Genomic DNA, 13,743 nt, shown 5'->3' on the forward strand with positions numbered 1-13,743 from the left:
CTTCCGAAATGGCTGAGTTCGCACTTCCGAAGAATTCTCAGATCACCGGCGGCAAGACCTGGCCCAAGCCGGCCGGCGCCACCGAGGTCCGCGAGTTCAAGGTCTATCGCTGGAATCCGGACGACGGCAAGAATCCGAGCGTCGATACCTTCTACGTCGACGTCAACGATTGCGGCCCGATGGTGCTGGACGGGCTGATCTGGATCAAGAACCACATCGATCCGTCGCTCACCTTCCGCCGCTCCTGCCGCGAGGGCGTGTGCGGCTCCTGCGCGATGAATATCGACGGCCAGAACACGCTGGCCTGCACCAAGTCGATGCACGACGTGAAGGACGGCGCGGTCAAGATCAATCCGCTGCCGCATCAGCCTGTCGTGAAGGACCTGGTGCCGGACCTCACCAATTTCTACGCGCAATACGCCTCGATCGAGCCGTGGCTGAAGACGACCTCGCCGACGCCGCAGAAGGAATGGCGGCAGAGCCACGAGGATCGCGAGAAGCTCGACGGCCTTTACGAGTGCATCCTGTGCGCCTGCTGCTCGACCTCGTGCCCGAGCTACTGGTGGAACAGCGAGCGCTATCTCGGACCCGCCGCTCTGCTGCAGGCGACGCGCTGGGTCAAGGACAGCCGGGACGAAGCCACCGGCGAGCGGCTCGACAATCTCGAGGACCCGTTCCGGCTGTACCGCTGCCACACCATCATGAACTGCGCCAAGGCCTGCCCGAAGGGGCTCAACCCCGCCGAGGCGATCGCGGAACTCAAGTTCAAGCTGGTCGAGCGGCAGATCTAGCCTGACGGGCGGCTTTCGATCTCACCTTCCGCGCCCGATACCGGTGCAAGTTTCGGGCGCGGCTAGTTTGTAGCTGCCGTCGATTGCGTTAAGCTCGTGGCCCTTTGAAGCCGGAGCGACCGTGCAGACCGCACAACGCAAATCGATGACGATGCTGCGCTGGATGATGGTCGCGTCCCTCGCGCTTCCCGTCGCGCTGTTCGTGATCACGGCCTACGTATCCCACGGCACGACGTATGAGGAGGCCGATCGCGAGATCCGCCGCTCGCTCGAAATCGTCCACGAGCACGCGCTGAAGGTGTTCGAGACGATCGAGCGCAGCCTCTCGGAGATCGACGAGGTCGTCCGCGATCTGTCGGATGCCGACATCAAGGCGCGCGAGCAGGTGCTGCATGCCCGGTTGCGACAATTGTCGGACGCGCTGCCGCAGATGAAGTCCGCCTGGGTGTTCGACGCCAATGGCCGGCCGCTGGTCAACAGCATGATCTATCCGGCGCCGGACATGACGTTCCTCGACCGCGACTACTTCAGCGCCCACGTCAAGGACAGCATCGGCACCTTCATCGGCGCGCAGTTGACGCCGCGGCCGCCCTATCAAGGCGCGCCGTTCTTCAGCATCAGCCGCCGCCGCCAGAGCGACGACGGCAGCTTCACCGGTATCATCCAGGCCTCGGTGCTTCCGGATTATTTCGAGCACTTCTATGCCCGGATCGGCCGGGCGCCCGGCAGCTACTTCGCGCTGCGCCGCTTCGATGGTCTCGTTCTGGCGCGCTTCCCGGCCGGCGGGCGAAGCGCGGCTGCGGGGCCCAGCGACATCGCCGCCCGGGCCGCAGATACGGAGCAGCTCGTCACCGAGATCTCGCCGGTCGATGGCGTCGAGCGTCTCGTCGGGTATCAGCGGCTCGGCGGCTATCCCGTCTACGTCTCGGCAGGGCTTGCGACGTCGACCATCCGCAGCCGCTGGCTCGGCACGATCGGCCGGCATCTCATCTTCGGCATCCCGGCAACCGCGCTGCTCATCGTCTTCCTGGCCCTTGCCCAGCGGCGGACCGAGCGCCTGCATGTCGAGGCCGCCCGCCGCCTCGAGGCCGAGGATGCGCTCAAGCACGGTCAGCGCATGGAGGCGCTCGGACAATTGACCGGCGGCGTCGCGCACGACTTCAACAATCTGCTGACCGTGATCCGGGCCTCAGCCGACCTGTTGCGCCGGCCGAATCTGGCTGATGAACGGCGGCAGCGCTATATCGACGCGATCTCGGATACGGTGGCGCGCGCATCGAAGCTCACGTCGCAGCTCCTCGCGTTCGCCCGTCGCCAGACGCTGAAGCCGGAGGTCTTCGACATCTGCCGCAGCGTCGTCACCCTGCGCGACATGACCAAGACCCTGGTCGGGTCACGCGTCGAGGTCGCGGTCTCCGTTCCCGACGAGCCGTGCTACGTCAATTCCGACGCTGGCCAGTTCGAGACGGCACTGATCAACCTGGCCGTCAATGCCCGCGATGCGATGGCCGGCCAGGGACGTCTCAGCATCACCGTCGCCCCTGCAGCGGCGCTGCCGACGCCGGCGGCGCCGCACGACCGTCCGCCGCTGGGCTATGTCGCCATCACCGTCCAGGACACCGGCGTCGGCATCCCGTCGGAGCATTTCGGACGCATCTTCGAGCCGTTCTTCACGACCAAGACCATCGGCCAGGGCACCGGCCTCGGTCTCTCGCAGGTCTTCGGCTTCGCGAAGCAGTCCGGCGGCGAAATCGGGGTCATGAGCCAGCCGGGCCGCGGCGCGACGTTCACGCTCTATCTGCCGCGCGTCGCTCCAGCCCAGGTGCAGCGCGGCGAGGACGGCAGCCATGCGGAGCCGATCGACGGTCGAGGCATGTCGGTGCTGGTGGTCGAGGACAACATCGACGTCGGCAGGTCGGCGACCGAAGCGCTGGCCGAGCTCGGCTATCGGACCACGCTGGTCGACAACGCCAGAGACGCGCTGGAGGAGCTGATCAGCGGCACCAGCCGGTTCGACGTCGTCTTCACCGATGTCGTGATGCCCGGCATGACTGGGCTGGAACTTGCCGAGGAAATCAGGCGGCTCGAGCTCAACGTGCCGGTCGTGCTCGCGAGTGGCTACAGCCATGTGCTGGCGCAGCAGGGCACGCATGGCTTCGAGCTGCTGCGCAAACCCTATTCGATCGAGGAATTGTCGCGCGTGCTGAACAAGGTCGTTCCGGTGCCGCTGTATCGCGCCCCACCAATGGCGCCGAACACGCAGGTGCCCTGAAACCGGCGCGCAACGCGCGGGAACCAGGCCGGGAACCTTCTGTTCGCACTGCTGTTATCGCGCGATGGGACAGGTTCAGGACACCGCGCGGCCGCCGGCACAGGCGCCCGAGAAGGCGCCGATCATCGAGATCGCGGCCGAGAATGGCGCCCAGGTTGAGCCGCCGCCGCCCGAACTGGTGGAGCCTGATCCGGAGCTGTCGCCCGAAGAGGCAGAGCAGCTGCGCAAGCGCTATCTGCTGACGCGGTTCTGGATCAGCGCCCGCGGTTATTGGGGTCAGAGCGGCGACCGTCTGGCGTGGGCATTCACGATCGGGCTGCTGTTCCTGATCGTTGCGACTGTCGGATTTCAGTACGGCATCAACGTCTGGAATCGGTCGATCTTCGATGCGATCGAGAAACGCGATTCGGCGACGGTCTTTCATCTCACCGCGATCTTCTTCCCGCTCGCGATCGGCAGCGTCATACTCGGGGTCGCCCAGGTCTATGCGCGCATGTCGATCCAGCGGCGCTGGCGCGCCTGGCTGACCAACAGCGTCGTCACCCGCTGGCTGGCCAGCGGGCGCTACTATCAGCTCAATCTCGTCAGCGGCGACCACAAGAATCCGGAATACCGGATCGCCGAGGACCTGCGCATCGCGACCGATTCGCCGGTCGACTTCATCGCCGGCGTGACCTCGGCGCTGCTGTCGGCTGCGACCTTCATCGTCGTGCTCTGGACCATCGGCGGCGCGCTGACGCTGCATCTCGGCGCCACTGAGATCACCATTCCCGGTTTTCTGGTCATTGCCGCGATCGCCTACGCCGCCATCGCCTCGGGCTCGATCATGACGATCGGCCGCCGCTTCGTGCAGGTCTCCGAGGACAAGAACCAGGCCGAGGCCGATTTCCGCTACACCCTGACCCGCGTCCGCGAAAACGGCGAGAGCATCGCCCTGCTCGGCGGCGAGACCGAAGAGCGCGCCGGCATCGACCGGACGTTCGGTAACGTGCTGCAGCAATGGGCGCGGCTCGCCGGCCAGCACATGCGCACCACCCTGGTGTCGCAGGGCTCCAGCCTCATCGCCCCTGTCGTGCCGCTGCTGCTGTGCGCGCCGAAATTCCTCGACGGCAGCATGACGCTCGGGCAGGTGATGCAGGCGGCGAGCGCGTTCACGATCGTGCAGACCGCGTTCGGCTGGCTGGTCGACAACTATCCGCGGCTCGCGGATTGGAATGCCTGTGCCCGCCGCATCGCCTCGCTGATGATGTCGCTCGATGCGCTGGAACGTGCCGAGAGAGGCGACGGCATCGGCCGCATCAAGCGCGGCGAGACCACCGGCGACGCGATGCTCAGTCTGAATGATCTGCAGGTGACGCTCGACGACGGCACCGCGGTGGTCGGCGAGACCGAGGTCGTGGTCGATCCCGGCGAGCGCCTGCTCGTCGCGGGCGAATCCGGCACCGGCAAGAGCACGCTCGTGCGCGCCATCGCCGGGCTGTGGCCGTGGGGCGGTGGCAGCATCAACTTCCACCCCGACCGCAAGCTGTTCATGCTGCCGCAGCGACCCTACGTGCCATCGGGCACCCTGCGCCGGGCCGTCGCCTATCCCGGGGCTGCCGAGGATTGGAGCGTGGCGCAGGTCGGCGAAGCCCTGCACAAGGTCGGTCTCGACCATCTCAAGGACAAGATCGAGGAGGACGCGCCCTGGGATCAGACGCTCTCCGGCGGCGAGAAGCAGCGTCTCGCCTTCGCGCGCCTGCTGCTCCACAGCCCCGACATCGTCGTGCTCGATGAAGCCACCTCCGCGCTCGACGAGAAGAGCCAGGACAAGATGATGGAGATGGTGACGAGCGAGCTGCCGAAGGCGACCATCGTCAGCGTGGCGCATCGGGCGGAGCTCGAGGCCTTCCACAGCCGCAAGATCGTGCTCGAACGGCGCAAGGGCGGCGCCAAGCTCGTCAGCGACATCGATCTCATTCCGCGCAAGGGGAAGCGCCGCCTCATCGGCCGCTTCCTGCGTCAGCGCAAGGCGGCCTGAACGGCTCGGGCGTTGCCTCAGCGCGGTCCTGGAGACGACACAATGCGGCCACGCCGCCTGCATTGGAGATCGCGGCGAAACCAGCTATCACACGTCGCCCTCAGCCCAGGACGCGACCTTGACGCCCGACAACGATCCTTCTCCGCCCCCCTTTGGTGCCTTCGCTCCGAATGCCGCCCAGGCGCTGGTGATCCGCATGGCGCACGGCTCCGGGCTGAAGCGCGGCGCGTTCCGGCCGATGTTGACGCGTGTCGTCAACATGCTCGGAGCAGGCCCTGTCGACGTCGGCTATCAGGGCGCCAATTTCCGCTTCTACCATCAGGTCAGTGCGACCGAGCGCGGTGCACTGTTCAATCCCGACTACAATCGCGAGGAGCTGGATTTCCTGCGCAGCCACGTTCCGCCGGGCGGCGTGGTGGTGGATGTCGGCGCCAATGTCGGAACGTTCGCCTTGCCGCTTGCCCGTCACGTCGGGCCTGATGGCCTCGTGATCGCAGTGGAGCCGCATCCGGTCACGCATGCGCGGCTGAGCTTCAACCGTGCTGCGTCCGCGCTGCCCCAGGTCAGGCTGCTCGCGGTGGCAGCGGGTGAGAGCGATGGCGAGGTGATGATCGAGACCGATGGGGACAATCTCGGCGCCAGTCACATCGTGACCGGCGAGGCCGGAGCGGAAGCGTTCAAGGTGCCGTCGTTGCGGCTGCAGACCATTCTCGCACAGGCCGGAGCGACCAGGGTTGATGCGCTGAAGATCGACGTGGAAGGTTTTGAGGACCGCGTGCTGACCGGCTTCTTCCGTGACGCGCCTGCCGCGTTATGGCCGCGTGCCGTCGTCATCGAACACCTGTCACGCGACGAATGGCAGAACGATTGTCTCGCCGACATGCTCGGTCGCGGTTACCGTGAGAGCGGCCGCACGCGCAGCAATACGCTGCTGCTGCGCGGCTGAACGGCGTTCGCTTTCCCCGGGCGCGTCCGGAACATCGGCGCCCCACGCGGCGTTGTCGCCCCTGACATTGAGGGAGCCGACCATGAGCAATGACGACGCGCGCGACCAGGACCGCGTTTGGGACCTGATGAAGAAGATCGGCTTTGCGATGCTGGTCACCCGCGACGGTGACAGGCTGCGGGCACGGCCGATGAGCGCGTATCTCGCGCGCGACGAGAACACGATCTATTTTCTCACCGACGCGCGGCATCACAAGGACGAGGAGATCGCGCGATCGCCGCAGGTCAATCTGTCGTTCGCGGACGCCGGCAACCAGAAGTACGTGTCGCTGACGGGTACGGCGGCCATTTCCAACGATCGCGGCAAGATCCGGGAGCTGTTCTCGACGCCGGCCAAGGCCTGGTGGGACAGCGCCGAGGATCCGAACATCCGCCTCTTGAAGATCACGCCCGACGACGCCGAATTCTGGGATTCGCCCGGCACGGTCGTGAGCTACGTCAAGATGGCGGCGGCGGCGGTGACAGGCACGCGTCCCGTTCTCGGCGACAATCGAAAGGTCGCGATGTGATGCCGATCGAACCGCCAGAGATTCCACCGGCGACGCCGGGCCGCCCGGTCGAACCGCCACCGGAGGATCCTGTCGGCAATCCGCAGCCCGACATTCCGCCGCCGGTCTACGAACCCGATGCGCCGGAGCCGCCGCGCGAGCTGCCGGGGCAGACGCCGGACGAAATCCCCGGCCGGGGGCCGCTCGGTCCGACCACACCGAATCCGGCCACGGATTGACCGCGATTGGACGGTCATGATGATCGCCTGCCAGGGGCTTGGTCGCGGGCCGGTCCCGCAGCCCTGCGGCTGCGCCAAGCCCTTGAAAATCAAGGCTGAATGAAACCTGAATGGCGGCCCTGCGGGGGTGGCTTCGCGTCGAAATAAATCCCCCTGCGGATTTGAACTGCGCCACAATCCGGCCTAACGCATACTTGTTGATCTCTCCGTGCTTGAAAAAGATCGTTCCGGGAAAACAAGACACATGAGCAAACTTCGCGTCCTGCTGCTGGCGACGACTGCGCTGTCGGCGATGCAACTAATGAGCTCCGGCTCCCATGCGCAGGGGGCGCCGATGATCGTCGCCCAAGGCCCGGGCGGCGGCGAAGTCGGTCCAGACGGCCGGCCGAAACAGCAGCCGCAGGGGCAGCCGCAGCGACCTGGCCCAGGCGCGCCGCCACCGCATCAGGCTGCGCCTCCGCCGCCTCCCGCGCCGCCGCCGGCCGCTGCTCCACGCCCAGCGCCTCCACCGCCCGCGCCGCCACCGGCAGCGGCCCCGCGTCCCGCACCCCCTCCACCACCGCCTGCTCCGCCGCGGGCCGAGCCGCCGCGTCCGGCGCCCCCACCGCCCCCTCCGCCACGGGCCGAGCCACCACGTCCGGCTGCTCCGCCGCCGCCCCCACCGCCGCCGCGGGCTGAGCCGCCACATTCGGCACCGCCGCCTCCACGGGCTGAGCCGCCTGCACCTCCGCCGGCGCGTCCTGCGCCACCTGTTGCGGCTCCGCCGGTGCATACGCCGCCGCCTCCAGCGCCTCCGCCGGGGCCGCCGCGTGAGCCGGCACGTCCTGCGACTCCGCCTGCGCCCCCGCCGACGGCTGCTCCCGCGCGTCCAACGCCGCCCACGCCGCCCGTGGCCACGCCCGCCCCGCCACCTCCGCCGAGTCCGGCACCGAACCTGCGGCCGGGAACGCCGCCGTCAGCCGTGACACCCCCGCCTTCGTCGCCAGCGGCCGGGAACGCGTCGCCGCCTGCGCACTCGCCGGCTCCGTCCGCGGCGCCGTCTCCGCAGCCGACGCCGGCTCCGACTCCTCCGGTTGGCCCCGGGCAGCGGCCGCCGACACAGCCAGGTGCCGGCGCCCCGCCGCCTGGTGCTCCCCAGGGAGCACCCCCGCCACGCGGCGCGCCGACGCCGCCGGCCGGAACCGTCGCGCCTGCTCCGGGAACTCCGCCGGCGCCACCCGCGCCTCCGGCCACCCAGACGCCGTCGCAGCAAGGCACGCCGCCCGCAGCCGGGAGCCCGCCCGGCGGACGTCCGGGGACGCCCCCAGGAGCCCCGGGTGGTCCGCCTCCGGCGGCAGGTCCTGGTGCTGCCGGACCCGGTCCGGGACCCGCCGGCGCGCCGCAGGCCGGTCCTGGCGCTGTGCCGCCCGCCGGCCCCCCGGCCATGTCCAATCGGCCGCCGCCGCAGGTCACTGCGCCCATCCCGGCGCCGCCGCCGCCGACGGCACAGCAGCTCACGCCGATCGCGCCCGGCGCGCCGTTGGCGGGGCCGCAGCGGCTGGACGATTTCCGCGGCCAGCGCCGCGAGGTCCAGGAGGGCGGTCGCACGCTGATCTACGAGCCGGGCCGCGTCATCGTGCGCGATCCGAGCGGTCAGGAGTTCGTGCGTCATGACGAGCTTGAGCGCTTCCGCTACGGCGCGCGGGACATCCGCGTCCAGCAGGAGCGGGGAGAGACGCGCACGGTGGTGATCCGTCCCGACGGTAGCCAGATCGTCACGATCACCGCGCCGGACGGCCGGCTGCTGCGCCGCATCCGCCGCGACATCGGTGGCCGCGAGATCATCATCATCGACAACACCTACCGCGATCCCCAGGCGGTCGGCGGCTTCTACGTCGACCTGCCGCCGCCGGAGATCCGCATCCCCTACAACCGCTACATCGTCGACGCGGATGAGGCCGAGCCGGATGTCATCTACGACACGCTGATCGCGCCGCCGGTGGAGCGCGTCCAGCGCCGCTACTCGCTCGACGAGGTCCGCTACTCCCCATCGGTGCGGCAGCTGATGCCGTCGATCGATCTCAACACGATTACCTTCGAGACCGGATCGTGGGAGATCAGTCCCGACCAGGTGGCGAAGCTGCAGGTCATCGCCGACGGCCTCAACCAGGCGATCCAGCGCAACCCGCGCGAGGTCTTCCTGATCGAGGGCCACACCGACGCGGTCGGCAACGACACCGACAATCTGTCGCTCTCGGATCGCCGCGCCGAGTCGGCCGCCACCTTGCTCACGCAGCAGTTCGGCGTGCCCGCCGAGAACCTGACGTCGCAGGGTTACGGCGCGCAGTACCTGAAGGAGCAGACGCAGGGGCCGAGCCGCATCAACCGCCGCGTCACGGTCCGCCGCATCACGCCGCTGCTCAATGGCGGCCAGGCCGCCCTGCCGCCGCCACCTCCGGGCGTCGCGCCGCCGCGGTGAGACGCGACTGAGCCAAAATGAAAATGGCCGGGAGCGATCCCGGCCATTTTTGTAAGTGGCAATCCGTTTCGTCCTGTTCGGTGTCGTCCCTGCGAACGCGGGGACCCATACTCACAGGATCCAGTTTTGCGATGGCTGGAGCCGCAGCCGGCTCTCACCGTGTCAGTCGGTGGATATGGGTCCCTGCGTTCGCAGGGACGACAGCGGTGGAGACGGCGCGGATTGCGCTCGACAGCTCCAACTCAGCCCTTGTCGTGGCCGAGCTGGAAGATCTGAGCGCCGTCCGCGCCCGACAGCAGCCCCGTGTCCGAATAGAGCTTCAGCTTGGAGCGGGTGTCGGTGATGTCGAGATTGCGCATCGTCAGCTGGCCGATGCGGTCGGCAGGCGTGAACGCGGCGTCCTCGACCTTCTCCATGCTCAGCCGCTCCGGCTGGTAGGTCAGGTTGGGGCTCTCGGTGTTGAGGATCGAGTAGTCGTTGCCGCGGCGCAGCTCCAGGGTCACCTCACCGGTGACGGCGCGCGCTACCCAGCGCTGCGCGGTCTCGCGCAGCATCAGCGCCTGCGAATCGAACCACCGGCCCTGATAGAGCAGGCGACCGAGGCGCATGCCGCTGATGCGGTACTGCTCGATCGTATCCTCGTTGTGGATGCCAGTGACGAGCCGCTCATAGGCGATGTGCAGCAGCGCCATGCCCGGCGCCTCGTAGATGCCGCGGCTCTTGGCCTCGATGATGCGATTCTCGATCTGGTCGCTCATGCCGAGACCATGACGGCCGCCGATCGCGTTAGCCTCCAGGAACAGCGCCACGGGATCGCTGAAGCTCTGGCCGTTCAGCGCGACCGGCTGACCCTCCTCGAAGCGGACCACGACCGTCTCCGGCTTCACGGCGCAATCCTCGCGCCAGAACGGCACGCCCATGATCGGATTGACGATGCGGATGCCGCTGCTCAGGCTCTCGAGATCCTTGGCCTCGTGGGTGGCGCCGAGCAGATTGCTGTCGGTCGAATACGCCTTCTCGGCGCTCATCTTGTAGTCGAAGCCGTTGGCCGTGAGGAAGGCCGACATCTCGGCGCGGCCGCCGAGCTCGTCGATGAACTGCTGGTCGAGCCAGGGCTTGTAGATCTTGAGGCTCGGATTGGTCAGCAGGCCGTAGCGGTAGAAGCGCTCGATGTCGTTGCCCTTGTAGGTCGAGCCGTCGCCCCAGATGTTGACGCCATCCTCCTTCATCGCGGCGACCAGCATGGTGCCGGTGACGGCGCGGCCGAGCGGGGTGGTGTTGAAATAGGTGATGCCGCCGGTCGAGATGTGGAAGGCGCCCGACTGAATCGCGGCGATGCCCTCATGCACCAGCTGAGTGCGGCAATCCACGAGGCGCGCCTTCTCGGCCCCGAAGCTCACCGCCTTGCGCGGGATCTCGTCGTAGTCGGACTCGTCGGGTTGCCCGAGATTTGCCGTGTAGGCAAAGCAACGCGCGCCCTTCTGCTTCATCCAGAGCAGCGCGGCGCTGGTGTCGAGACCGCCGGAAAAGGCGATGCCGACCTTCTCGCCCTTGGGCAGGCTTTTCAGGATCGTGGTCATGGGAGGGTCCAACCGTGTTTGTGGCTGCGCCGTTCAGAAATTCGGGCGCGAATAACAGATTTTGCGTTGCTGGGCACGCCTTTAATGGCGACTGAGGGCGACCGGCCCGCGCTCAGGCCGCGGGGCTGGTATCCGCGGTACGGCGGCCGAACAGCCGGCGCATCAGGCGGAAGCCCGGCCAGGCGAAGCGGGTCAGGGCGGCGTCGATGCCGGCGTCGGTGAGGCGGGTGGACGGCCAGCGGTAGATGTAGCCGTGCAGCAGCCAGATCACGATGAAGGTGACGAGGCCGGCCGCGGCGATGTCGGTGAAGAAATGTCCGCCAAACGCCATCCGCAACACCGAGGTGGCGATGCCGAACAGGACGGCGGCGCCGTAGGCGACGGGCCGGATCGCGGGCGGCGTCAGCGCGGCCGGCGCCAGGGTCCAGAATGCGGTGGCTCCCTCTCCGGAGAAGAACGAGCAGTTGCGGCCGCAGCCGCCGCGCGGATCCCACCACGGCACGAACTGCATGTCGCCGCCGAACTCGGCCACCACAACCGGGCGCGGCCGGCCCCAATAGGATTTGAAGGTGAAGTTGGTGAGCACGCCGGCCGAGAGCGACAAGGTCAGCAGCAGGAACGCCACGGTGCGGCCCTTCACCAGCAGCGGCCGGTCGGGACGGACGAGCTTCACGACCAGCGCAACGATGGACGGCAGCGCGATGCCCCAGGCGACCCACATCGCGGCATCGCGCGCGAACGCAGCATAGCCGTCGAGCTTCACGGGGAAGCTGTGCGTGCGCGGATCGTAGAACAGCGCGGCCAGCTTGAGGTCGAGCTCGGGATAGACGCCGAACAGCACGCCGATGACGAGCGCGAGCGACAATGCGATGAAGAGGCCGGTCCGGTTCATGGCGCGCGGTTTAGCGAAAGCGGATGGCGATGGAAAGGCCGGCGGCTCAACGTGGCGATCCCGACGGCAATGGCGGCGGTGGCGGCAGGCGCGGCGACGGCTCGCGCCAGCGGCCGGCGTTGCGGCCGGCAATCAGCCAATAGACCAGTCCGCCGACGATGCCGGCCCCGGTCAGGATCTCGAGATGGCGACGCACGATGCCCTCGAACCGGAAGGTCTCGGGATCGAACGGGACCAGGCCGAGATAGCAGGCTGCGCCGACCACGCCGCCGCCGATCGCGTAGGCGAGCACGCTGCGGATCGAGAAAGCCTCGGTGATCAGTGCGATCAGCAGCGCCGGGATCAGCGCGAAGCCCGACACGAAGATGAAGCCGAAGCCGATGATGACCTCGAACGCGCCCTGATCGATCGGGCCGTTGCCGAGATCGGAGAACTCCGGAAACAGGACCGCGGTCACCACGATCAGCCCCGCGAGGAAGCACGCGGCAAGAAACGCGAGCGCGATCACGACGAGACGACCGATCAGCGCCATGGCTTTAGACCCGTATTACCCAAGCGAGGCCCCGCTTTCTTCGCTCGTCATGGCCCGGCATGAGCCGGCCATCCATCTCTCGGTCGATGAATCGATGGCGCCCGGGTCAAGCCCGGGCATGACGATCTCGTTCGGAGATGCAGGCGCGATCAATCATCAATCCGTCATCGCCATCGCGCGCAGTGCCTGACGCTCCCGCGCGGACAGCTTCTCCGTCTCCGACTTCAACTGGCCGCAGGCGGCGAGGATGTCGCGGCCGCGCGGCGTGCGCACCGGCGACGAATAGCCCGCGTTGAAGACGTATTCCGAGAACTTCTCGATCTGCTCCCAGTCCGAGCACTCATACGCCGAGCCGGGCCAGGGATTGAACGGGATCAGGTTGATCTTGGCCGGAATGCCCTTCAGCAGCTTGACCAGCAGCCGGGCGTCGTCGAGCGAATCATTGACGCCCTTGAGCATCACATATTCGAAGGTGATGCGGCGCGCGTTGGATGCGCCGGGATAGTCGCGGCAGGCCTGCAGCAGCTCGGCGATCGGATATTTGCGGTTGAGCGGCACCAGCTCGTTGCGCAGCTCGTCGCGAACCGCATGCAGCGAGATCGCCAGCATCACGCCGATCTCCTCGCCGGCGCGCTTGATGTTCGGCACCACGCCGGAGGTCGACAGCGTGATGCGGCGGCGGGAGATGCCGATGCCCTCATTGTCGGAGACGATCAGCAGCGCGTCGCGCACCGCGTCGAAATTGTACAGCGGCTCGCCCATTCCCATCATGACGATGTTGGTGATGAGCCGGTTGCCGAGCGGGGTCTCGCGGTCGGCCCAGTCGTTCAGCCGGTCGCGCGCCACCATGACCTGGCCGACGATCTCGCCGGCCGTCAGGTTGCGCACCAGCCGCTGCGTGCCGGTGTGGCAGAACGAACAGTTGAGCGTGCAGCCGACCTGGGAGGAGACGCAGAGCGTGCCGCGATCGGTCTCGGGGATGTAGACGCACTCGACCTCGTGGGCCTTCTGCAGATTGTCGCCGCTCGGCAGCCGCAGCAGCCATTTGCGGGTGCCGTCGTTGGAGATCTGCTCGGCCACGACCTCGGGACGCTCGACCGTGAAATGTTCGGCCAGCGCGGTGCGTGTGTCCTTCGATACCGATGTCATCTCGTCGAACGACCTGGCGCCCCGGAAATAGATCCAGTGCCACAACTGCTGCACCCGCATCTTCTGCTGGCGCTCTGGCACTCCGACCTGGCCGAGCCTTGCTGCCAGCTCCGCGCGTGACAGGCCGATCAGCGAGGGCTTCGCCGGCGGGACGTAGGTTTCGAGCGGAGTCTTTTCGAGGGGCGCAGAGGAGTCGCGCAGCCCGGCAGTCGTTGCCATGTCGATGGGCCCAAAGTGCTGCCCGGCCGCGGCGGCCGAAGGCGTTCAGCGGGTTTATATAACGATCCGGCCGGCAAATGCGACCCGTCTGACGAGCG

11 protein-coding genes are annotated in these 13,743 nt (G+C 67.6%); 7 read left to right on the forward strand and 4 right to left on the reverse strand.

Annotated features, from left to right (window positions below; genetic code table 11):
• Window positions 1-8 precede the first annotated feature (8 nt).
• The 7 genes from ACQR03_RS14725 to ACQR03_RS14755 all read left to right on the forward strand — a co-directional run bounded on the left by ACQR03_RS14725 (window position 9) and on the right by ACQR03_RS14755 (window position 9,273).
• Window positions 9-791: a succinate dehydrogenase iron-sulfur subunit gene (locus ACQR03_RS14725; RefSeq protein WP_315716769.1), complete on the forward strand. Its 783-nt coding sequence runs from the start codon at window positions 9-11 to the stop codon at window positions 789-791.
• A gap of 121 nt (window positions 792-912) precedes the next feature.
• Window positions 913-3,063: a hybrid sensor histidine kinase/response regulator gene (locus ACQR03_RS14730; protein WP_315750533.1), complete on the forward strand. Its 2,151-nt coding sequence runs from the start codon at window positions 913-915 to the stop codon at window positions 3,061-3,063.
• A 64-nt stretch (window positions 3,064-3,127) separates the two neighbouring features.
• A complete protein-coding gene (locus ACQR03_RS14735; RefSeq protein WP_315750534.1) occupies window positions 3,128-5,083 on the forward strand; it encodes an ABC transporter ATP-binding protein/permease in 1,956 nt (651 codons plus the stop codon).
• 118 nt (window positions 5,084-5,201) lie between these two features.
• A complete protein-coding gene (locus ACQR03_RS14740) occupies window positions 5,202-6,029 on the forward strand; it encodes an FkbM family methyltransferase (protein WP_315750535.1) in 828 nt (275 codons plus the stop codon).
• 82 nt (window positions 6,030-6,111) lie between these two features.
• On the forward strand, window positions 6,112-6,597 hold the full coding sequence (locus ACQR03_RS14745) for a pyridoxamine 5'-phosphate oxidase family protein (RefSeq protein WP_315750536.1): 486 nt from the start codon (window positions 6,112-6,114) through the stop codon (window positions 6,595-6,597).
• Window positions 6,597-6,815 carry a hypothetical protein gene (locus ACQR03_RS14750; RefSeq protein WP_316169993.1) on the forward strand — a complete coding sequence of 73 codons (219 nt, stop codon included), beginning with the start codon at window positions 6,597-6,599 and terminating at the stop codon, window positions 6,813-6,815. The genes ACQR03_RS14745 and ACQR03_RS14750 overlap by 1 nt, the downstream gene beginning before the upstream one ends.
• A 244-nt stretch (window positions 6,816-7,059) precedes the next feature.
• Window positions 7,060-9,273: an OmpA family protein gene (locus tag ACQR03_RS14755; protein WP_316169992.1), complete on the forward strand. Its 2,214-nt coding sequence runs from the start codon at window positions 7,060-7,062 to the stop codon at window positions 9,271-9,273.
• Window positions 9,274-9,515: 242 nt separating this feature from the next.
• Here ACQR03_RS14755 and argG read toward each other — a convergent pair whose 3' ends face one another.
• The 4 genes from argG to rlmN all read right to left on the reverse strand — a co-directional run bounded on the left by argG (window position 9,516) and on the right by rlmN (window position 13,645).
• Window positions 9,516-10,853 carry an argininosuccinate synthase gene (gene argG, locus ACQR03_RS14760; RefSeq protein ID WP_316201881.1) on the reverse strand — a complete coding sequence of 446 codons (1,338 nt, stop codon included), beginning with the start codon at window positions 10,851-10,853 and terminating at the stop codon, window positions 9,516-9,518.
• A 112-nt stretch (window positions 10,854-10,965) separates the two neighbouring features.
• Window positions 10,966-11,745, reverse strand: a complete 780-nt coding sequence (locus tag ACQR03_RS14765; RefSeq protein WP_316166424.1) for a phosphatase PAP2 family protein — start codon at window positions 11,743-11,745, stop codon at window positions 10,966-10,968.
• 46 nt (window positions 11,746-11,791) lie between these two features.
• Window positions 11,792-12,277, reverse strand: a complete 486-nt coding sequence (locus ACQR03_RS14770; RefSeq protein ID WP_315716758.1) for a hypothetical protein — start codon at window positions 12,275-12,277, stop codon at window positions 11,792-11,794.
• 156 nt (window positions 12,278-12,433) lie between these two features.
• The gene (gene rlmN, locus ACQR03_RS14775; RefSeq protein WP_316173444.1) at window positions 12,434-13,645 is read right to left on the reverse strand and encodes a 23S rRNA (adenine(2503)-C(2))-methyltransferase RlmN; all 1,212 of its coding nucleotides are present in this window, start codon (window positions 13,643-13,645) and stop codon (window positions 12,434-12,436) included.
• Window positions 13,646-13,743: the final 98 nt, after the last annotated feature.

It is taken from the genome of Bradyrhizobium sp. HKCCYLS3070, assembly GCF_051167575.1.
Classification (GTDB): domain Bacteria; phylum Pseudomonadota; class Alphaproteobacteria; order Rhizobiales; family Xanthobacteraceae; genus Bradyrhizobium.

Coding starts and splice junctions, on each gene's coding strand:
- ACQR03_RS14725 (WP_315716769.1), top strand. CDS start 9: ATGGCTGAGTTCGCACTTCCGAAGAATTCTCAGATCACCGGCGGCAAG.
- ACQR03_RS14735 (WP_315750534.1), top strand. CDS start 3,128: ATGGGACAGGTTCAGGACACCGCGCGGCCGCCGGCACAGGCGCCCGAG.
- ACQR03_RS14745 (WP_315750536.1), top strand. CDS start 6,112: ATGAGCAATGACGACGCGCGCGACCAGGACCGCGTTTGGGACCTGATG.
- ACQR03_RS14750 (WP_316169993.1), top strand. CDS start 6,597: ATGCCGATCGAACCGCCAGAGATTCCACCGGCGACGCCGGGCCGCCCG.
- ACQR03_RS14755 (WP_316169992.1), top strand. CDS start 7,060: ATGAGCAAACTTCGCGTCCTGCTGCTGGCGACGACTGCGCTGTCGGCG.
- argG (WP_316201881.1), bottom strand. CDS start 10,853: ATGACCACGATCCTGAAAAGCCTGCCCAAGGGCGAGAAGGTCGGCATC.
- ACQR03_RS14765 (WP_316166424.1), bottom strand. CDS start 11,745: ATGAACCGGACCGGCCTCTTCATCGCATTGTCGCTCGCGCTCGTCATC.
- ACQR03_RS14770 (WP_315716758.1), bottom strand. CDS start 12,277: ATGGCGCTGATCGGTCGTCTCGTCGTGATCGCGCTCGCGTTTCTTGCC.
- rlmN (WP_316173444.1), bottom strand. CDS start 13,645: ATGGCAACGACTGCCGGGCTGCGCGACTCCTCTGCGCCCCTCGAAAAG.